Here is a 20,490-nt window from a genome sequence, read left to right on the forward strand (position 1 = left end):
CCCCCTGCCTGGTGTGGTGAGATCGGAGACCTATGATCCCCGCCGGCCGTCCACAGCCTGGTACACCATGCCGACGAGGAGTTCGTCGGCATCCCTCCGGCCGAACTCCGCGGCGGCCCAGGACATCTCGTGCAGCCGCTGGCGGTTGGTGAGCACGGGCAGCACCTGCCGGCGCACCCAATCCGCCGTCAGCTCCGCGTCGTCGACGAGCAGCCCGCCGCCGGCCTTGACGACCGGCTGGGCGTTGAGCCGCTGCTCGCCGTTGCCGATGGGCAGCGGGACGTACGCGGCCGGGAGCCCGACCGCGGAGAGTTCGGCGACCGTCATCGCGCCGGCGCGGCAGAGCATCATGTCGGCGGCGGCGTAGGCGAGATCCATCCGGTCCACGTAGGGCACCGGAACGTACGGCGGCATGCCGGGCATATTGTCGACCTGCGGCAGCTCGTTCTTCGGCCCGACGACGTGCAGGATCTGCACGCCGGAGCGCTGGAGGTACGGCGCCACCGACTCGACGACCTCGTTCAGCCGCCGCGCGCCCTGCGAGCCGCCGGAGACCAGCAGCGTCGGCAGGTTGGGGTTGAGCCCGAACGCGGCGCACGCCTCGGGGTGCACCGCGCCGCGGTCCAGGGTGGCGATGGAGCGGCGCAGCGGGATGCCGATGTAGTTCGCGTGCCGCAGCTTGCTGTCGGGCGTGGAGACGGCGACGAGCTTCGTGTAGCGCGAGCCGATCTTGTTGGCAAGCCCGGGGCGGGCGTTGGCCTCGTGCACCACGATCGGCACGCCGCGGCGCTTGGCCGCCAGATAGCCCGGGAGGGCCACGTAGCCGCCGAAGCCGACGACGCAGTCCGCCTTCGTACGCTCCAGCACCTCCTCGGCCGCCCTGATGGTCCCGCGCAGCCGTCCTGGGACGGTGATCAGCTCGGGTGTGGGCTTGCGTGGCAGGGGGACCGCGGGGATCAGCGCCAGTTCGTAGCCGCGCTCCGGGACCAGCCTGGTCTCGAGGCCGCGCTCGGTACCGAGCGCCGTGATGCCCACCGTCGGGTCCTGCCTGCGCAGGGCGTCGGCGAGGGCGAGCGCGGGCTCGATGTGGCCGGCGGTCCCCCCGCCGGCGAGTACGACATGCACCGAATTTCACCGCTCTCCGCGACGGCCGCCCGCCGGCGGTCCGTCACCTTGTTTTCCTGGCTGTCCTGGCTGTCCTGGCTCTGTTTGCCGTGCTCTCCGGTCTTTTTCCGGCGAGCACCCTTCTAGCAGACTGAAGCACCCCCGCGGGCCGCATGGCCAGCGCCGCCCGGGCCGCCGGTTCCTCGCGCGCGAACGCGATCAGCAACCCCACGGCGAACATCGCCGGCAGCAGGGCGGAGCCTCCGTAGGAGAACAGCGGGAGCGGGACGCCGGCGATGGGCAGCAGTCCCAGGACCGCCCCGACGTTGATCACGACCTGCGCCATGATCCAGGCGGTCACGCCCCCCGCGGCATACCTTACGAAGGCGTCCTCCGTACGTCCGGCCACGCGGATACCCGCATAGCCTAGAGCCGCAAAGAGTGCCAGCACCGACAGCGTCCCCGCCAGGCCGAGTTCCTCCCCGGTCACGGCGAAGATGAAGTCGGTGTGCGGTTCCGGGAGTTCGCCCCATTTTTCCATACTCGCGCCGAGGCCCGAGCCGAACCAGCCGCCGGAGGCGAGCGCGTAGATGCCGTGCAGGCCCTGCCAGCAGATGTCGCCGGGGCCCGGTTCCGTGGCGCCGATGCAGCGCAGCCGGTCCATGCGGTGCGGGCTGGAGGTGAACAGCACCACGGTCAGCGTCGCGCCGACCGCGATGACGGTGGCGAACAGCCGGGTCGGGGCGCCTGCCACCCACAGCAGGCCCAGCAGGATGGCGCCCAGGATCATCGCGGTACCCATGTCGCCGCCGAGCATGATGAGACCGAGCAGCAGCAGCGCCACGGGCACCAGCGGCACCAGCATGTGCTTCCACTGGGTGAGCAGCTTCTTGTCCTGTTTACGCGCCAGCAGGTCGGCGCCCCACATCACCAGCGCCAGCTTGCCGAACTCGCTGGGCTGCAACTGGAACGGGCCGCCGAAGTTCAGCCAGTTGGTGTTGCCGTTGACCGACTGCCCTATCCCCGGCACCTGCACCAGGGCCATCAGGAAGAGCGACATCGCCAGCATCGGGTACGCCAGCGCGCGGTGCAGCCGGATCGGCATCCGGGAGGCGGCGAGCAGCAGCACGGTGCCGAGGGCGGCGGCGACGAGCTGCTTGCGGAAGTAGTACGTGGACGCCAGGCCGCTGTTGAGCGCCTCGATCTGGGAGGCGGAGAAGACCATCACCAGGCCCAGCACGGTGATCAGCAGACTGCCGCCGAGCAGCAGGTAGTACGCGGTCAGCGGCCGGTCCCAGGCCCGGCGCACCCGGCGCGCGAGCCGGCGCAGCCCGTCGGGCCCCGCGCCCGGGCGGCGGCCGGAACGGGCCGCGGGGACGGCGCCGGACGTGCCGCGGCCCTTGCGTGCGGGCCGCGGCGGGCTCTTCGACGCCGCGCCGCCCGCGGCGGCGGGCCGCCGCGCGCGCCGCTCCTGGTCCGCTCTGCTCATCGGCCGTCTCCTCGCTGGCACCGCACTCCGCCCATGGGCAACGAGGTTGCCACGCCGACGCCCCGCCGGGGGGCACGACGCGACGGTACGCCGGTCACATCGGGTCGGCGGGGTCCGGCACCGGGCCGGAGGCGAGTTCGCGCACCGCGGCGGCGAAGACCTCGCCGCGGACGTTGTAGTTCGTGAACATGTCCATCGACGCGCAGGCCGGCGCCAGCAGCACGGTGTCGCCCTCCCGGGCCAGCCGCGCCGCCTCGGCGACGGCCGCCGCCATCGCCCCGTCGTCCGTCCGGTCCAGGTCCACCACGGGCACCCCGGGCGCGTGCCGCGCCAGGGCGGCGGCGATCAGCGCCCGGTCCCGGCCGATCAGCACGGCGCCGCGCAGCCGCTTCGCCGCGCCCGCGACGAGGTCGTCGAAGGTGGCACCCTTGGCCAGCCCGCCGGCGATCCACACGATGCCGTCGTACGCCGCCAGCGAGGCTTCGGTGGCGTGGGTGTTGGTGGCCTTGGAGTCGTCCACGTACGTCACGCCGCCGACTTCGGCGACCCGTTCGATGCGGTGCGGCTCGGGGCGGAAGGCGCGCAGCCCCTCGCGTACGGCCGCGGGTTCGACGCCGTACGCGCGCGCGAGGGCGGCGGCGGCGAGGGCGTTGGCGACGTTGTGCGGGGCGGGCGGCTGGACGTCGGTGACGCCTGCCAGCTCCTGCGCCGTGCGCTGCGGGTCGGGCACGAACGCCCGGTCCACCAGCAGCCCGTCGACCACGCCGAGCTGCCCGGGGGCCGGGGCGCCGAGGGTGAACCCGACCGCCCGGCAGCCCTCCTCGACGTCGGCCTTGCGCACCAGTTCCTCGGTGGCCGGGTCGGCGGCGTTGTAGACGCACGCCACGCGGTTGCCCTCGTAGACGCGGCCCTTGTCGGCGGCGTACGCCTCCATGGAGCCGTGCCAGTCGAGGTGGTCGGGTGCGAGGTTGAGGACGGCGGCGGAGTGGGCGCGTACGGACGGCGCCCAGTGGAGCTGGTAGCTGGACAGCTCGACGGCGAGCACGTCGAGGTCCGCGTACGGGCCGTGGCCGGTGACGACGTCGACCAGCGGGACGCCGATGTTGCCGACGGCGGCGGTGCGCAGCCCGGCCGCGGTGAGCATGGCGGCGAGCATCTTCACGGCGGTGGTCTTGCCGTTGGTGCCGGTGATCGCGAGCCAGTCGGCTGGCGGGCGGCCGGTCGGCGAGGTGCCGCGCAGCCGCCAGGCCAGCTCGACGTCGCCCCACACCGGCACGCCGGCCGCCGCCGCGGCGGCGAACAGCGGGGCGGTGGGCTTCCACCCGGGCGTGGTGACGACCAGCTCCGTACCCTCGGGCAGTGTGTCGCCGTCGCCGAGGCGCACGGTCACGCCCAGCGGCGCCAGCTCCGCGGCCTGCGCCCGGGCCCGCGCGTGGTCGGCGCCGTCGACGACGGTGACCTCCGCACCGAGCCGGTGCAGCGCGCGGGCGGCGGGCCCGCCGCTGACCCCGAGCCCGGCGACGGTCACGCGCCGGCCGTCGAACTCGTTCATCCCGGCTCCCCGCAGCCGCCCGGGCCGCTCACCGTCTGGCCGCCCAGCCGGCGTAGAAGAGGCCGAGGCCGACGATCACGCACATGCCCTGGATGATCCAGAATCTGACCACCACGAGCACTTCGCTCCAGCCCTTCAGTTCGAAGTGATGCTGGAGTGGAGCCATTCTGAAGACCCGTTTCCCGGTCATCCGGAACGACCCGACCTGGATCACCACGGACAGGGTGATGAGGACGAACAGGCCACCGAGGATGGCCAGGAGCAGTTCGGTGCGGGAGGCGATGGCCAGGCCCGCGAGCGCGCCGCCCAGGGCCAGCGAGCCGGTGTCGCCCATGAAGATCTTCGCGGGCGAGGTGTTCCACCACAGGAAGCCGAAGCAGGCGCCCATCAGCGCGGAGGCCACGACGGCGAGGTCGAGCGGATCTCGTACGTCGTAGCAGGCGGCCGGGTTCGTCAGGGTGTCGGCGTTGATGCAGGACTCCTGGTACTGCCACACGCCGATGAAGACGTACGCGCCGAAGACCATCACCGAGGCGCCGGTGGCCAGGCCGTCCAGGCCGTCGGTGAGGTTCACGCCGTTCGACATCGCCAGGATCATGAACAGCGCCCAGATGACGAAGAGCACCGGCCCGATCGACCAGCCGAAGTCCTGGGTGAAGGACAGCTTCGTGGACGCGGGCGTCAGCTCGCGGTGGTCCTCGAAGTTCAGCGAGAGCACCGCGAAGGCGATGCCGACGGTGAACTGTCCGAGCATCTTCGCCTTGGCCCGCAGGCCCAGGCTGCGCTGCTTGATGATCTTGATGTAGTCGTCGAGGAAGCCGACCAGGCCCAGGCCGGCCATCAGGAAGAGCACCAGCAGCCCGGAGTACGTCGGCGAACTGCTGGTGACGACCTTGGTGATCGCGTACGCGACGATCGTGGCCAGGATGAACGCGATGCCGCCCATGCTGGGCGTGCCGCGCTTGCTGTGGTGGGCCTGCGGCCCGTCGTCCCGGATGTACTGGCCGTAGCCCCGCCGGGCGAGGAGCTTGATCAGCAGCGGGGTGCCGAGGAGGGAGAGGAGGAGCCCGAGGGCCCCGGAGAAGAGGATCTGCCTCATCGGGCGGCGCCCTCCTCGAGCAGCGCTTCCGCCACGCGCCACAGTGCCTCTGATCTGGACGCCTTGACGAGCACGACATCTCCCGGCCGCAGCTCGCCGCGCATCAGGTCGACAGCCGCGTCGACGTCGGACACGTGCACCGACTCCTCACCCCACGAACCCTCGTTCTTCGCGCCCATGTCCAGCCAGGCGGCCTCCTGCCGGCCCACTGCCACGAGCTTGCTGATGCCCAGGCGGACGGCCAGCCGGCCCACGCCGTCGTGCTCGACCATGGCGTGGTCTCCCAGCTCGGCCATCGCGCCCAGCACGGCGAACGTCCGGCCCCCCGGCGCCGTGCTGCCCCGTCCCATGGCGGCGAGCGCGCGCAGCGCGGCCCGCGTGGACTCGGGGTTGGCGTTGTACGCGTCGTTGACGACCGTCACGCCGTCCGGCCGCCGCCTGACCTCCATGCGCCGGCCCGACAGCGCCTCGGCGGCGGAGAGCGCCTCGGCGATCTCCGCCGGGGGCATGCCCAGCTCGTGCGCGACGGCGGCGGCGGCAAGCGCGTTCGACACGTGGTGCTCACCGTACAGGCGCATGATCACACCGGCGCTGCCGGCGGGCGTGTGCAGGGTGAATTCCGGCCGTCCGTCCTCGGTGAGGACGACGTCCGCGGCCCGTACGTCCGCCTCGGGCGCCTCGCCGTAGGAGACGGTACGGGCCCGGGTGCGGGACGCCATCGCGCGGACGAGGGGGTCGTCGGCGTTGAGCACCGCGACCCCGCCCTCGGCCCCCGGCGGCAGCGCCTCGACCAGCTCGCCCTTGGCCTGCGCGATCTGCTCCCGGCCGCCGAACTCGCCGATGTGCGCGGTGCCGACGTTCAGGACGAGCCCGATCCGCGGCGGCGTCACCTCGGCCAGCTCGCGGATGTGGCCGAGGCCGCGCGCGCCCATCTCCAGCAGCAGGTACCGGGTGTCGGCGGCGGCCTGGAGGGCCGTGACGGGATGGCCGATCTCGTTGTTGAACGACCCGTGGGTGTAGACCGTCGGGCCGAGGCGCTGGAGCAGTTGGGCGAGCAGGTCCTTGGTGGACGTCTTGCCCGAGGAGCCGGTGAGCGCGATGAGCGCGGTGAGCGAGCCGCCGAGGCGGGCGACGACGTGCTTCGCCAGGGCGCTGAGCGCCGGGGGCACGGAGTCGACCACGACGGTCGGCACGCCCTCGACGGGGCGGGTGCCCAGGACGCCGGTGGCGCCGGCCGCCACCGCGCGGGCGGCGTAGTCGTGCCCGTCGACGTGCTCGCCGGTGAAGGCGGCGAACAGGCTGCCCGGTTCCGCCTGCCGCGAGTCGATCACCACCGGGCGGGTGACCAGCGCCTGCGGGTCCGCCGCGCCGTGCAGCTCGCCACCGGTCAGGTCGGCGACCTCGGCGAGGCTGAGCGGAATCACCGTACGCCTCCGGCGGGGTCGGCGGAGTCCGCGTGCTCCTGGCCCGCGGTGCCTGCGGCCGGGCCCCGGCGGAGCGCCTTGCGCAGCTCGTCGCGGTCGTCGAAGGGGCGTACGACACCGGCGGTGTCCTGGCCCTGCTCGTGGCCCTTGCCCGCGACGAGGACCGTGTCGCCGGCGCCGGCGCGGCCCACCGCGATGGCGATGGCGCCCGCCCGGTCGGACTCGACCAGCACGTCGCCGCGCTCGTAGACCGGCACCTCGGCGGCGCCGGCGAGCATCGCGGCGAGGATCGCGAGGGGGTCCTCGGAGCGGGGGTTGTCGGAGGTGAGCACCGCGGTGTCGGCGAGCCGGGCGGCGGCGGCGCCCATGGGGCCGCGCTTGTGCGGGTCGCGGTCGCCGCCGCAGCCGACGACGACGTGCAGCCGGTTCTCGGTGACCTTGCGCAGCGCGCGCAGCACGGACTCCAGCGCGTCGGGCTTGTGGGCGTAGTCGACGACGGCGAGGTAGCCCTGCCCCGCGTCGACCCGCTCCAGCCGCCCCGGCACGCCCGGCACGGCGGCCACGCCGCCCGCGGCGGTGGCCGGGTCGACGCCCGCGGTGACGAGCGCGGCGATGGCGGCCAGGGTGTTGGAGACGTTGAACGTGCCGGGCAGCGGCGCCTCGGCGGGGACCGCGATGCCGCCCGGGCCGATCGCGGTGAACGCGGAGCCGAGCACGCCGATCTCCACGTCCTCGGCGCGCCAGTCGGCGTCCGGGTGGCCCTCGGCGGAGTACGTGGTGACGGGGTAGCTGCCGCCGCCGTAGGGGGCCGCGGCCTCCTCGGCCAGGCGCGCCCCGTACTCGTCGTCGATGTTGACGACGCCCGCCCGCGACCGGGCCGGCGTGAAGAGCTGCGACTTCGCCCGGAAGTAGTCCTCCATGTCGGTGTGGAAGTCCAGGTGCTCCGGGCTGAGGTTGGTGAAGACGGCGACGTCGAAGACGACGCCGTCGACCCGGCCGAGCACCAGCGCGTGGCTGGAGACCTCCATCGCCACCGACGCCACGCCGCGCTGCCGCATGACGGCGAAGAGCGCCTGGAGGTCCGTCGCCTCCGGCGTGGTCCGCTCCGACTTCAGCCGCTCGTCGCCGATGCGCGTCTCGACGGTGCCGATGAGGCCGGTGAGCCCGTCGCCGGCCTTCTCGGCCGCGGCCCGCAGCCCGCCCTCGACGAGGTACGCGGTCGTGGTCTTGCCCGACGTGCCGGTGACCCCGATCTGGAGCAGGTCCCGGCCGGGCTGCCCGTAGACCGCCGCGGCCAGCTCCCCCATCCGGCCCCGCGGGTCGCCGGAGACCAGCACCGGCAGCCCGGTGCCGGCGGCCCGCTCCATCCCCGCCGGGTCGGTGAGCACCGCGGCGGCGCCGCGGTCGGCGGCCTGGGCGGCGAAGTCGGCGCCGTGCAGCCGGGCGCCGGGCAGCGCCGCGTAGACGTCGCCGGGGCGGACGGCGCGGGAGTCGTGGGTGATGCCGGTGACGGTGACGCCCTTGGCCTCCCCGCTGACACCGGTGCCCAGCCGGTCGGCCAGATCCGTGAGCGGTACGGGGCGGACCTCGGCGGGGCGGGGCGCCCCCGGATGTTTCGCCGGGGGGCCCGATGCTTCCTGGGAGGACTGATCGGGGTGGGGCACGGCGGGCAGCGTACCGGGCCCGCCTGCCGCACCGCCAAGCCAGGGGGGCCGCGGTTCGCGGTTCCCCGGATCGTCCGTGATTGTGCTCACTGCGCAGGTCCGATCTTTCAGTTCTTATCGGCCATCGGCCGCTTCGCCGGCCCCCGTACCGTCGGTGCCGGCGCCGAACGTGACCGGCATCGGCGGTGCCTCGATGCCCGTGGGCGGCACCTGGAGCGTCTTGAGCGCGAACTCCATGACCTTCTTGTAGACGGGGCCGCAGATCTGGCCGCCGAAGTAGCTGCCCTCGGTGGGGTTCTGGATCGCGCAGTACACGGTCACGCGCGGCGCGTCGGCGGGGGCGAAGCCCGCGAACGAGGCGGTGTAGCCGCTGTAGCGGCCGGTCTGCGGATCCACCCTGTTGGAGGTGCCGGTCTTGCCTGCCGCGCGGTAGCCGGGGATACGGGCCTTCACGCCGGTGCCCTGCTCGTCGTCCACGACGGACTCCAGCATCCGGGACAGGGTCCTGGCCGTCTTCTTGCCGACGACGCGGTTTTTGTCCGGCTCGGGCGCGGGGTCGAAGCGGCCGTCGGGGCCGCGGCTGCCGCGCACGAGGGTGGGCTCGATCCGTACGCCGCCGTTGGCGACGGTGGAGTACACGGAGGCGGCCTGCATGGCGTTCACGGACAGGCCCTGGCCGAACGGGATCGTGTACTGCTGCGCCGCGTCCCACTCGGCCGCGGGCTTCAGCAGGCCCGGGGTCTCGCCGGCGACGCCGAGGCCGCTGCGCCGGCCGAGGCCGAAGTCGCTGAGGTAGGAGTGGAGGACCTTGTTGGCCTGCCGCTGGTTCTTCCCGAGCTGCTCGACGGCGAGGATCGTGCCGATGTTGCTGGACTTGGCGAGCACGCCGTTGAGCGTGAGGTACCAGGTCGGGTGCTCGACGTCGTCGTGGAAGGCGTGGCCGCCGCGGGGCAGCACGCCGGGCACGGTGACGCGGGTGTCGGGGGTGGCGGCGCCCTCTTCGAGCACGGCGGCCATGGAGATGACCTTGTTGACGCTGCCGGGCTCGTACGCGTCCTCCAGGGCCGGGTTGCCCAGGGTGCCGGGCGTGGCGGCGGAGAGGTCGTTGGGGTCGAAGCCGGGGGCGTTGGCCATGGCGAGGATCTCGCCGGTGCGGGTGTCCTGCACGATGACGTAGCCGCGGTCCGCCTCGGAGGCGTCGACCTGCTTCTCGATGGCGGTCTGGGCCGCCCACTGGATGTCGCGGTCGATGGTCAGCTCGACGTCGGAGCCGGGTTCTGCGGGGTTCTCCTCGGCGTCCGCGGTGGGGATGCGGCGGCCGGCGGACTGGGCGTAGACGAGCTTGCCGTCCTTGCCGGCGAGGAGCTTGTCGTGCTGCCGCTCGACGCCCCCGCCGCCGTCGCCCTCGGCGTTGACGAAGCCCAGTATTCCGGCGGCCAGGTCGCCGTTCGGATAGACGCGCTTGCTCCGCTCCTCGGCGAACACCCCGCCGAGGACGTCCGGCCGCCCGCCCGCCGCCTCGCGCTCGGCCGACTCGGACTTCAGCTTCTTGATCTCGTCCCAGACCTGCGGGGTGCGCATCGAGGCGAGCTTCACGTAGCGCGAGCCGGGCGTGGCGAGCTTGTCCGCCAGCTCCTCCGGGTCCGCCTCCAGCACGGGCGCCAGCACTTCGGCGGCCCGCCGCGGGGCGTCCTTGACGTCGGCCTGCTTGCGCGTGAAGAGGTACGGGTCGGCGGTGATGTCGTACGCGTCGACCGTGGTGGCCAGCTCGACGCCGTTGCGGTCGGTGATGACGCCGCGCTCGGCGCTGAGGGTCATCGGCACGTACCGGTTGACCTGGGCCTTCTCCGAGTACTCACCGGCATCGACAGCCTGGACCTGGAGCAGCCTGGCGGTGAAGACCAGCAGCAGGAGGGTCAGGCCGACGCTGACGAGGCGCAGCCGGGGGCGGGGCGAGGCGAGCCGGATCCGCGGGCCACCGCCGGCGGGGCGGCGGGGGACTGCCGTACGGGGGGCGGCGCGGGTGGCCGCCCGGGTACGGGGCCGGGCGCCCCCGGCGCCGCGCGCGGGGCGGGGTACGCGGCGGCGCGGAGGGCCGCCGGGGCCGTCGCCGTCGCCGGAGGTGCTGCCGGAGCCGCGGGTCGTCACGGTGCCTCCTCGGCGGGCGGTGCGACGGGCGGCGCGGCGGAGGGGGAGGCCCCGGGTACGGGGGGCGCGGGCGTCCCGGCCGCCGCGGCTTCCGCCGCCTGGTCCGCCAGGTCCGCCCGGTCCGCCTCGTCTGCCGTATCCGCCTTATCTGCCCTGTTCGCCTTCTCCGCTTCTTCCTTTTCCTTCTCTGCCTTCGAATCCGCCTTCGGATTCGAAGGCAGATTCGGCTTCGGCTCCGCGGCCTCCGCCGGGCTCGGCGCCGGCGGCGGGGGCCCGGTCGCCGTCCACGGCTCGCCCCTGACGTCGCCCTCCGGCGTGAGGAAGACCGGCGGCCCGCCCGGCACCATGCCCAGCTCCCGGGCCCGCTGCTCCAGCGCGTCCGGCGCCGACCGCTCCTCCACCTCCTCGCGCAGCCGCTGCTCCTCGTCCGTGAGCCGCGTCGTCTCCTTCTTGAGGTTGCCGACCCGGAAGGAGCCCTGGTTGACCGCCGCGTTGAGCAGCAGCAGCGCCAGCAGGCCCGCGCCGAGCAGCAGCACCACGAGCAGGACGAACGGCGTGCGCGCCGCCGAGCTGCCGCCCAGCAGCCGGGCGCCGCCCTCGCGCGGGAACGCGATCCTCGGCCGCCTCACGGCGCACCCGCTCCGCTCCGGCTCACACGTCCTCCCGGATCCGCTCCGCCGCCCGCAGCCGCGCGGGGGCGGCCCTGCGGTTCTCCGCGATCTCCTCCTCCGCCGGCAGCTCCGCGCCGCGGGTGAGCAGCCGCAGCCGCGGCTGGTGGTGCTCCGGCACCACCGGCAGCCCGGGCGGCGCGGTGTTCGCGGCGCCGGCCGCGAGCACCCGCTTGACGAGCCGATCCTCCAGCGACTGGTACGCCAGCACGGCGATCCGCCCGCCGACGGCCAGCGCCGCGACGGCCGCGGGCACGGCCCGTTCGAGAACGGCCAGCTCGCCGTTGACCTCGATGCGCAGCGCCTGGAACGTGCGCTTGGCCGGATTGCCGCCGGTGCGCTTGGCGGCCTGCGGCAGCGCCGCGCGGATCACCTCGACCAGCCGTGCGCTGCGCGCGAACGGCTCCTTCTGCCGCTCCCGGACCACGGCCTCGACGATGCGCCGGGCCTGCTTCTCCTCGCCGTACGCGCGCAGGATGCGCACCAGCTCGCCGGGCCGGTACGTGTTCAGCACCTCGGCGGCGCTCACGCCCCGGGTCTGGTCCATCCGCATGTCCAGCGGCGCGTCCTGCGCGTACGCGAAGCCGCGCTCGGCCTCGTCCAGTTGCATCGAGGACACGCCCAGGTCGAACAGCACGCCCTGGACGGGCCCGGTCTCCAGCTTGTCGAGCACGGCGGGCAGCTCGTCGTAGACCGCGTGCACCAGCGTCACCCGCCCGGTGTACGGGGCGAGCCGGCGGCCGGCCAGCTCCAGGGCGGCGGGGTCGCGGTCCAGCCCGACCAGCCGCAGCCCGGGGTGGGCGGCGAGCAGCGCCTCGCTGTGGCCGCCGAGGCCCAGCGTGCAGTCGACGGCCACCGCGCCCGGCGCGGACAGCGCCGGCGCCAGCAGCTCGGTGGTGCGGTGGAGCATGACGGGGACGTGGACAGCGGCGCGTGCGTCGTTCACGGTGCCGCCTCCTGTCCCGCCCGTACGCCGAAAGGGGAGCGGCCGCTGCCGCCCTGCGGCGGCGCCGGCCGGGCCCGGAGCGGGCCGCCGGCCGCGCGGGCGACGGGCGAACCGCATGAAAGAACCGCATGAAAGGGGGCGCCACGGCTCCCACTTCGCGTCACTTTAGCCCACTGCACCCCGCGGTCGGTCAAGCACCGAAGGCGCGCCCCCGTCCCGGTGGCGGGCGCGGACGGCGCGAATTGCTCCCTGTGGGCTACCTCACCCGGACCGGGCAGCGGCGCCGCGGCCCGGATACGGTCATAGGCATGACGCCCGCTGAGAGCACGTCGTCCGGCACGGACGCCCTCGCCCCGACCGTCACCGACCGGCTGGTGGCCGCCAACCGCGGCTACGCGGGCGGCTTCGACGACCCCGGTATGGACGCCCGCCCCGTACTGCGGGTGGCCGTGGTCGCCTGCATGGACGCGCGGCTGGACCTGCACGCCGCACTCGGCCTGGAGCTGGGCGACTGCCACACGATCCGCAACGCCGGCGGTGTGGTCACCGACGACACCATCCGCTCGCTGACCATCAGCCAGCGCGCCCTGGGCACCCGCAGCGTGGTGCTGATCCACCACACCGACTGCGGCCTGCTCAGCATCACCGAGGAGTTCCGCTTCGAGCTGGAGGCCGAGGTCGGCCAGCGGCCGGCGTGGTCGGTGGAGTCGTTCCGCGACCTGGACCAGGACGTGCGCCAGTCCATCCGCCGGGTGGAGACCTCCCCGTTCCTCCTGCACACCGACGACGTGCGAGGCTTCGTGTTCGACGTGCGCACGGGGCTGCTCCGCGAGGTGTCCGCGGAGCAAATCACGGCGGGCGACTGACGAAACCGGCATTCGGCAGCAAGAATGCGGGGGTGGGGGCCTCGATGGCACCGTCCTGCGACAACCGCAGCGGCGGCGCGTACGCGGCACCACGGTATCGGGGAGGGCCGGACCGCGACCGCGGCGCACGGCCCGTGCGACGGGCCGAGGAGGGCCGGTGACGACGTATGACGAGCGAGCGAGCCTCAGCGATCTGACCAGTACCGCGGACGATGTCCGGCGGTCGGTGGAGAGCGTGATCGAGGGCAAGCCCGAGGCGGTCCGGTTGTCGCTGACCGTCCTGCTCGCCGAGGGCCACCTGCTGATCGAGGACGTGCCGGGCGTCGGGAAGACCATGCTGGCCAAGGCCCTGGCGAAGTCGATCGACTGCTCCGTGCGGCGCATCCAGTTCACGCCGGACCTGCTGCCCTCCGACATCACCGGCGTGAGCGTCTACGACCAGCAGCGCCGCGACTTCGAGTTCAAGCCCGGCGCAATCTTCGCCCAGATCGTCATCGGCGACGAGATCAACCGGGCCTCCCCCAAGACGCAGTCGGCGCTGCTGGAGTCGATGGAGGAGCGGCAGGTCACCATCGACACCCAGACCTACGAGCTGCCCAGCCCGTTCATGGTGGTCGCCACCCAGAACCCCATCGAGATGGAGGGCACGTACCCGCTGCCCGAGGCCCAGCGCGACCGCTTCATGGCCCGGCTGTCCATCGGCTACCCCAGCGCGGAGGCGGAGCTGGAGATGCTGGACGTGCACGGCGGGATCTCCCCGCTGGGCGACCTCCAGCCGGTCGCGCACGCCCACGACATCGTCAAGCTGATCGACGCGGTGCGTACGGTGCACGTCGCGGACTCCGTCCGGCGCTACGCGGTGGACCTGGTGACCTCCACCCGGCAGCACCCGGAGCTGCGGCTCGGCGCCTCGCCGCGGGCCACGCTGCACCTGCTGCGGGCGGCGAAGGCCGCCGCGGCGCTGGCGGGGCGGGAGTTCACGCTGCCGGACGACGTGCAGGCGCTGGCCGTGCACGTGCTCGCGCACCGGCTGCTGCCCACGGCGCAGGCCCAGCTCAACCGGCGTACGGCCGAGCAGATCGTCGCCGAGATCCTCCAGCAGGTGCCGGTGCCCGCGGCCGACATGCAGCGGCCACCGCCGATGCCGCCCGCCTACGGCGGCGGCGCGCACAGCCCGGACGGCCGGCGGTACTGATGGCCGGCCACCTCCCGCCCGCCCCCGCCGCGCCGCCCGCGGGCCCGGACGCGCAGGCGGGCGGGCTGCGTACGGCCCTGGCCGGCACCACCACGCGCGGTCGCTCGTTCCTCGCCGCCGGGCTCGCGGCCGGCGCGTGCAGCTACATACTGGGCCAGCCCGACCTGCTGCGGGTCGGGCTGCTGCTGGCCGCGCTGCCGCTGGTGTGCGCGGCCGTGCTGCACCGCACCCGCTACCGGGTCGGCGGCAGCCGCCGGCTGTCGCCCGCCCGGGTACCCGCGGGCGCCGAGGCCCGGGTGCACCTGCGGCTGGAGAACGTCTCCCGGCTGCCGACCGGGCTGCTGATGCTCCAGGACCGGCTGCCGTACGTGCTGGGCCCCCGGCCCCGCTTCGTCCTGGACCGGGTGGAGCCGGGCGGCAAGCGCGAGGTGACCTACCGGGTCCGCTCCGACCTGCGCGGCCGCTACCCGCTCGGGCCGCTGCAACTGCGGCTCTCCGACCCGTTCGGCATGTGCGAGATGACCCGCTCCTTCAGCGCGTACGACACCCTGACCGTGGTGCCGCGCACCGAGGCCCTGGCCCCCGTCCGGCTGGCCGGCGAGGCCACCGGCTACGGCGACGGCCGGCACCGCACCCTCGCCCTGGCCGGCGAGGACGACGTCATCCCCCGCGGCTACCGGCACGGCGACGACCTGCGGCGGGTGCACTGGCGCTCCACCGCGAAGTACGGCGAGCTGATGGTCCGCCGCGAGGAGCAGCCGCAGCGCGCGGGCTGCACGGTGCTGCTGGACACCCGGCGCGACGCCTACACCGGCTCCGGCCCCGACTCGCCCTTCGAGTGGGCCGTCTCCGGCGCCGCCTCCGTCGCGCTGCACATGCTGGAGCGCGGCTACACGGTGCGGCTGCTGACCGACGGCGGCGAGCTGGGCACCGGCGTGGACGGGGCGCTGAACTACCGCGGCGGCGAGTCCGCCGACGCGGCGGGCTTCCTCCTGGACACCCTCGCCGTCATCGACCACTCCGAGCGGGACACGGTCTCGGCCGCGTACGACGTGCTGCGCGGCGGGCACGAGGGGCTGCTCGTGGCGTTCTTCGGCGATCTGGACGACGAACAGGCGGCGCTCGCGGCGCGGATGCGGCAGCGTACGGCGGCGGGGGTGGCGTTCGTGACGGACAGCGCGGCCTGGGAGTCGCGCGCGGGCGCGGCCGGCGGCGCGTACGGCGCGGGCCCGGCGGGCGGCGCGGAGGGCGCGCACCGGGTGCGGCAGCTCCGCGAGGCGGGCTGGACGGTGCTGTCCGTACGGCCCGGGACGGCCATGGGCGACCTGTGGCGGGAGGCCGGCCACCAGGCGGGCCAGCTCGCCGCGGCGGCGGGCGGAGGCGAGAGCTGAGATGAGCGGACGGGCCCGGCTCACGGTCTGCGCCGCGGCGGCATCCCTGCTGGCCGCCACCGCGCTGCTGCCGCTGACCGACAAGATGACCTGGTTCTTCAAGGCGGTCTTCGTCGTCGTCGTGATCGGCGGCGTCGGCATGATCGCCCGCCGTATCCCGCTGGCGCGCCCGCTGACGGTGCTCGCGCAGACCGCGGTCACGGTGCTGCTGCTGACGATGCTCTTCACCGCCGACCAGGCGACGGGCGGGATCATCCCCAACCCCGCGGCGATCGAGGAGTTCCGCCAGCTCTTCCAGGAGGGCGGCGACGACGTCTCCCGCTACTCCATCCCGGCCCCGGTCACCGACGGCATCGAGCTGATGCTTCTCTCCGGCATCGCCGGCGTGGCGCTGCTGGTGGACGCGGTGGCGGTGACGTTCCGCAGCGCCGCCCCGGCCGGACTGCCGCTGCTCGCGCTGTACTCCGTCGCCGCCGGGCTCAACCAGGGCGGGAGCTGGCTGACGTTCCTGCTCGCCGGCGCCGGCTACCTGCTGCTGCTGCTCGCCGAGGGGCGGGACCGGCTGGCGCAGTGGGGCCGGATGTTCGGCGGCGGCCGGAACGTGGGCGCGCCCGGCGGCGCCGACCCCGGCGGCGGCCGGCCGCAGGCCCCGGTGCGTACGGGCCGGCGGATCGGCGCCGTGGCGCTGGGCTTCGCGCTCGTCGTACCCGCGGCGCTGCCGTCGCTGGACGGCGGGCTGCTGGACGGCAAGACCACCGGGCCCGGGCAGGGCCCCGGCGGCGGTACGGTCACCGCGATCAACCCCGTGGTGCGGCTCCAGCAGAGCCTGAACCAGCCGGAGAACCGCGAGGTGTTCCGCTACCGCGCCGAGGACGGCGCGCAGAACCAGGCGCTGTACATGCGCTTCGTCGCCCTCGACCGGTTCGACGGCACCTCCTGGCAGCCCTCGCGGCGCGCCATCGAGGACATCCCGGACCCGCTGCCCACCCCGCAGGGCTACTCCAACAGCCAGGTCAGGTCCGCGCCCATCACGCTGAACGTGCGGGCGGACGACGACTTCCAGCAGCAGTGGCTGCCCATGCCGTACCCCGCGTACCAGGTGCGCATCGGCGACGACTGGCGCTACGAGCCGGAGGGCCGGTCCGTCGTCGGCGACGGCGGCACCACCACCGGCGGCGCCGAGTACCAGGTCACGAGCCTGCTCATGGCGCCCACCGCGCGGCAGTTGGCCAACGCGCCCGCGCCGGACCCGGCGCTGAGCGAGGAGTACACGCAGGTGCCCGACTCGCTGCCGGGCCAGGTACGGGAGCAGGCGCTGGAGATCACCCGGGGCGCGGCGAACGACTACGAGCGGGCGCTCGCGCTCCAGGACTTCTTCACCACCAACTTCGTCTACGACACGGAGACCGACCTCGACGCCTCCGACCCCGAGGCGATCCTGAAGTTCCTTGAGAACAAGCAGGGCTTCTGCGTCCACTTCTCGTTCACGATGGCGGCGATGGCGCGGACCCTCGGCATCCCCGCGCGGGTCGCGGTCGGCTTCGTGCCGGGCACGGCGCAGAGCGACGGGTCGATGTCGGTGGGGCTCCAGGACGCGCACGCCTGGCCGGAGCTGTACTTCGAGGGCGCCGGCTGGACGCGCTTCGAGCCGACGCCGACGCGCGGCACGCTGCCCGACTACACCATGGACGACAACCAGAACGGCGGCGGCAACCCGGTGGACGAGCTGCCGGACCGCGGCAACTCCGCGGCGCCGTCCCCCTCCCCGTCGGCGTCGGACGACGACTGCCCGGCGTCGCTGCGGCGGGAGGGCGGCTGCGCCGACGACGAGGAGGCGGGCGGCGGCGCCGCCGGCCCGACCGACGGCGGACCGCCGGCCGCGGGGATCGCGGCGGGGGCCGCGGGGGTGCTGCTGCTGGTGTTCCTGCCGCTGCTGCCCACGATGTGGCGCGTACGGGAACGGGGCAGGCGACTGCGCCCGGGAGCCGGGCCGCTGGCGGCATGGCGTGAACTGATCGACTCCGCCTGGGACTTCGGGCTGCCGCCCGACGAGTCGCAGACGCCGCGGATGACGGCGGCGGCGCTCATCCGGTTCGGCAGCCTGGACGGTGCGGCGGCGCAGTCGGCGCTGCGGGTGGCGGGCGCGGTGGAGCAGGCGCTCTACGCGCCGCGTCCGCGGCAGACGGACGGGCTGGCGGAGGACGTACGGAAGGTGCGCGCGGCGATGGGCCGCAGCGCGGGCGCGCGGGCGCGGCTGCGCGCGGCGCTGGCGCCGCGCTCGTCGGTGCGGCTGCTGTGGGCGGTGTCGGCGCGCTGGGCGGCGGTGACGGGGCGCTGGGGCGGGGCGGTACGCCGCGCGGGCGCTGCGCTGCGGCCGTCGCGGGGGCGGGCGTGAACACCTTGCGCCGGGGGCGGCGGACATCCGTCCGTCGCCCGGGTGCGCGGGGTCGGCGGTGCGGCTTTGTGGCGGACGCCGGGGCGGCGGAGCTGGGCGCGCCCCCGGTCCCGTAACGCGCCGTCCGGGTAGCGCGCCGAGCGTGCACGGGCGGGGAAACGGGCCGCTTGGCCCCGGGCCGGACCGGAGGTCACCGGCGCACGGGGGCACCGAAGGTGGTACCGCGTGCTGAGAGCTCCCGCGGGCCGGGCCCGGGGAGCTCTTCACGGTGAGGGGCCTGGGTGGCCTAGCGCCCCTCGTCGCGGCGGCGCTGCCACCGCTCTTCGATCCGGTTCATCATGGAGCGACGCTGCCGGGTCCTGCGACGCTGCTGACCGCCCTGGGGGGCCGCGGCTTCGCCCGGCTGCTGCTGTTGCTGTTCGCCCGGGTTCGCTGTCCTGCGCCAACCGGTGACGGCAAGCACCGCACATCCCAGCATGACGAGGAAGCCCACCACGCTGACCCAGATCTGCTGCGCGACCATACCGGCCATCAGGAGCGCGATACCCACCAGGAAACCGGCTACCGCCTGGTACACCCGACGGCGGGTGTACGTGCGCAGCCTGCTTCCCTCAAGCGCTGTCGCAAACTTGGGATCTTCTGCGTACAGCGCTCGCTCCATCTGCTCGAGCATGCGCTGCTCGTGCTCAGAGAGCGGCACGGAGTCCTCCTACTCGTCGGTCGCTTGGGGGCGACCGGGACGCGGCACCTCCAGGATAGGCAGGTATGCGCCCCCGTGAAACCCGCCCCTCTGCGCCAAATCCGCCGATCCGCGGCGCGGATCTGGGCCTGCCCGCCGTAGCAGGCCCTGACTCAGATCATACGGCGCGCCGGGGCCGAACGGGTGGCCTGTGGCCTACTGCACCTTTGCCCGCGGGCGGACCGAATATCACTTCCGGCCGCCCAGAACATGGAGCTGCGCCGCGACCGGCTGGAACGCCAGCGACTCCGCCGCCGCCCGCTCCAGCTCCAGCAGCGCTTCGAGCGCGCCGGGCTCGGACTCGGCCAGGCCGTCCGGCACCAGGTCGGAGAAGGTCCGTACGCCCTGGACGGCGCGCACTTCGACCCCGGCGGCGGCGACCAGCCGGGTCAGCTCGTCCGGGGTGAACCGGCGCGGCACCGGGTCCGCTTCGCCCCAGCGGCCGTCCGGGCCCGTGAGCGCCCGGTGGGCGGAGGAGAAGTGCCCGGCGAGCGCGCGGGCCAGCACGGCGCCGCCGAGGCCCGCCGCCAGCACGCTGAGGAGGCCGCCGGGCCGCAGCGCGGCGACGGCGTTGGCGAGGCCCGCGGCGGGGTCGTCGACGTACTCCAGGACGCCGTGGCAGAGCACGGCGTCGTACGCGCCGGGCTCGGCGACGTCGAAGAGGGCGTGGATGTCGCCCTGCACGCCGCGCACCCGGTCGGCGACGCCGGCCTCGGCGGCGCGGCGCTGGAGCCCGAAGAGCGCGTTCGGGCTGGGGTCGACGACCGTCACCCGGTGCCCGAGGAGGGCTGCGGGCACGGCGAAGCCGCCGGTGCCGCCGCCGGTGTCCAGCACGTCGAGCCCCGGCCCGGCGGCCGCGGCGGCAGAGCCCTCATCCGCGGCGTCCGCGCCGGTCCGCCCGGCGGCGCCGCCCTCTTCGGCGGCTCCGTGCCCGGCCAGGGCGTCCTCCAGCACCTCCCAGACGACGGCGGCGCGCAGCGAGGCACGCGGCAGGTGGTCGTGCGGTGTCGTACGGGGCATGGAGCGCTCCTCGAAGATCGGGCGTGGCCCAGCTTAGAGGCTGCGCATCCGCTCCCCGTGCCCCGACGGGCAGGCCGGCGCGCGCCGGCTCAGCGGGTGTCGGGGCCCGGTTGGGGACGTATCAGAGGCTGGACGACGAGCATCCGCTCGACGATGCGTGTGAACATCCCCGCCGCGCGCAGGAGATCGGCCGCCTCCTGCTCGTCGACCGCGTCTTTGATGCCCGCCTCCGCGCGGGCGCGCAGCCGGGCGCCGGCCGCGAACATCGCGCTCCACTCGGCGAGTTCGGGCGCGACCTCCGGCAGCACCTCCCACGCGCTGCGGATGCGCTGCCGGCGCCGTGGGGACGGCTCGGGGCGCCCGCGGACCGCGAGCACCGCCGCGGCGGTGCGCAACGCGGCGAGGTGGGCCAGGGAGTAGCGCTCGTTCGCCGTCTCCATCTCCGCGGCCTCCGCCAGTCCGGCGTGGGCCTGCGCAAGGAGCTCCAGCGCCGCCTTGGGCGCGCTGCCCGGGCGCAGGACGGGGTGGACATCACTCGGTGGGGCGTAAGCCGGCTCTGCCGCCATGGCTTGCCTCCTGTCGGCGTCAGTCCTTCAGTCGTTCGTTCGTATGTGCCCATCGTGGCGCATACCACTGACAATCGGCCTGACCTGCCCCGCTACCTGCGACGATGCCCCCGAGCGCACCCTCCGCGGCAATTGCGCCGGGTAGTGCCGCCCCGGGGCGGAGCCCCGCCCCGGCGGCCGAACGCCACCCGCGCAAACGGGCGCTGCCCCGGTGCGAAGCGATC

16 protein-coding genes are annotated in these 20,490 nt (G+C 74.4%); 4 read left to right on the forward strand and 12 right to left on the reverse strand.

Features of this window, described 5'->3' with window-relative positions:
• Positions 1-30 precede the first annotated feature (30 nt).
• The 9 genes from murG to rsmH form a co-directional block, all read right to left on the reverse strand.
• On the reverse strand, positions 31-1,125 hold the full coding sequence (gene murG, locus QBL21_RS24375; protein ID WP_407564353.1) for an undecaprenyldiphospho-muramoylpentapeptide beta-N-acetylglucosaminyltransferase: 1,095 nt from the start codon (positions 1,123-1,125) through the stop codon (positions 31-33).
• 43 nt (positions 1,126-1,168) lie between these two features.
• Positions 1,169-2,593, reverse strand: a complete 1,425-nt coding sequence (gene ftsW / locus QBL21_RS24380) for a putative lipid II flippase FtsW (RefSeq protein ID WP_407564354.1) — start codon at positions 2,591-2,593, stop codon at positions 1,169-1,171.
• Between the two features lie 94 nt (positions 2,594-2,687).
• Complete coding sequence (gene murD / locus QBL21_RS24385) at positions 2,688-4,145, reverse strand: UDP-N-acetylmuramoyl-L-alanine--D-glutamate ligase (RefSeq protein WP_407564355.1); 1,458 nt, start codon at positions 4,143-4,145, stop codon at positions 2,688-2,690.
• A 28-nt stretch (positions 4,146-4,173) separates the two neighbouring features.
• On the reverse strand, positions 4,174-5,244 hold the full coding sequence (gene mraY / locus QBL21_RS24390; RefSeq protein ID WP_407564356.1) for a phospho-N-acetylmuramoyl-pentapeptide-transferase: 1,071 nt from the start codon (positions 5,242-5,244) through the stop codon (positions 4,174-4,176).
• Positions 5,241-6,668 (reverse strand): UDP-N-acetylmuramoyl-tripeptide--D-alanyl-D-alanine ligase, encoded by a 1,428-nt coding sequence (gene murF, locus QBL21_RS24395; protein WP_407564357.1) that lies wholly within the window; start codon positions 6,666-6,668, stop codon positions 5,241-5,243. Before murF ends, mraY begins: the two co-directional genes overlap by 4 nt.
• A complete protein-coding gene (locus QBL21_RS24400; protein ID WP_407564358.1) occupies positions 6,665-8,422 on the reverse strand; it encodes a UDP-N-acetylmuramoyl-L-alanyl-D-glutamate--2,6-diaminopimelate ligase in 1,758 nt (585 codons plus the stop codon). The genes murF and QBL21_RS24400 overlap by 4 nt, the downstream gene beginning before the upstream one ends.
• 24 nt (positions 8,423-8,446) lie before the next feature.
• The gene (locus QBL21_RS24405; RefSeq protein ID WP_407564359.1) at positions 8,447-10,480 is read right to left on the reverse strand and encodes a peptidoglycan D,D-transpeptidase FtsI family protein; all 2,034 of its coding nucleotides are present in this window, start codon (positions 10,478-10,480) and stop codon (positions 8,447-8,449) included.
• Positions 10,477-11,109, reverse strand: a complete 633-nt coding sequence (locus QBL21_RS24410; protein WP_407564360.1) for an FtsB family cell division protein — start codon at positions 11,107-11,109, stop codon at positions 10,477-10,479. The genes QBL21_RS24405 and QBL21_RS24410 overlap by 4 nt, the downstream gene beginning before the upstream one ends.
• Before the next feature lie 22 nt (positions 11,110-11,131).
• Entirely contained in the window at positions 11,132-12,058 is a 927-nt protein-coding gene (gene rsmH / locus QBL21_RS24415) for a 16S rRNA (cytosine(1402)-N(4))-methyltransferase RsmH (RefSeq protein WP_407566545.1), read from the reverse strand.
• Between the two features lie 344 nt (positions 12,059-12,402).
• Here rsmH and QBL21_RS24420 point away from each other — a divergent pair, with 344 nt between their 5' ends.
• The 4 genes from QBL21_RS24420 (at position 12,403) to QBL21_RS24435 (ending at position 17,941) form a co-directional block, all read left to right on the forward strand.
• Entirely contained in the window at positions 12,403-12,960 is a 558-nt protein-coding gene (locus tag QBL21_RS24420) for a beta-class carbonic anhydrase (protein WP_407564361.1), read from the forward strand.
• Between the two features lie 157 nt (positions 12,961-13,117).
• Complete coding sequence (locus tag QBL21_RS24425) at positions 13,118-14,155, forward strand: AAA family ATPase (protein WP_407564362.1); 1,038 nt, start codon at positions 13,118-13,120, stop codon at positions 14,153-14,155.
• Positions 14,155-15,546: a DUF58 domain-containing protein gene (locus tag QBL21_RS24430; RefSeq protein WP_407564363.1), complete on the forward strand. Its 1,392-nt coding sequence runs from the start codon at positions 14,155-14,157 to the stop codon at positions 15,544-15,546. The genes QBL21_RS24425 and QBL21_RS24430 overlap by 1 nt, the downstream gene beginning before the upstream one ends.
• Position 15,547: 1 nt before the next feature.
• Positions 15,548-17,941, forward strand: coding sequence for a DUF3488 and DUF4129 domain-containing transglutaminase family protein (locus tag QBL21_RS24435; protein WP_407564364.1), 2,394 nt, complete (start codon positions 15,548-15,550; stop codon positions 17,939-17,941).
• A 286-nt stretch (positions 17,942-18,227) separates the two neighbouring features.
• Here QBL21_RS24435 and QBL21_RS24440 read toward each other — a convergent pair whose 3' ends face one another.
• From QBL21_RS24440 to QBL21_RS24450, 3 genes are all read right to left on the reverse strand, one after another.
• Complete coding sequence (locus QBL21_RS24440; RefSeq protein ID WP_047015285.1) at positions 18,228-18,641, reverse strand: DUF3040 domain-containing protein; 414 nt, start codon at positions 18,639-18,641, stop codon at positions 18,228-18,230.
• Positions 18,642-18,869: 228 nt separating this feature from the next.
• A complete protein-coding gene (locus QBL21_RS24445; protein WP_407564365.1) occupies positions 18,870-19,700 on the reverse strand; it encodes a methyltransferase in 831 nt (276 codons plus the stop codon).
• An 89-nt stretch (positions 19,701-19,789) separates the two neighbouring features.
• Positions 19,790-20,266 carry an SAV_6107 family HEPN domain-containing protein gene (locus QBL21_RS24450; RefSeq protein WP_407564366.1) on the reverse strand — a complete coding sequence of 159 codons (477 nt, stop codon included), beginning with the start codon at positions 20,264-20,266 and terminating at the stop codon, positions 19,790-19,792.
• Positions 20,267-20,490 lie beyond the last annotated feature (224 nt).

The organism is Streptomyces sp. 184 (assembly GCF_045781775.1).
Lineage (GTDB): Bacteria > Actinomycetota > Actinomycetes > Streptomycetales > Streptomycetaceae > Streptomyces.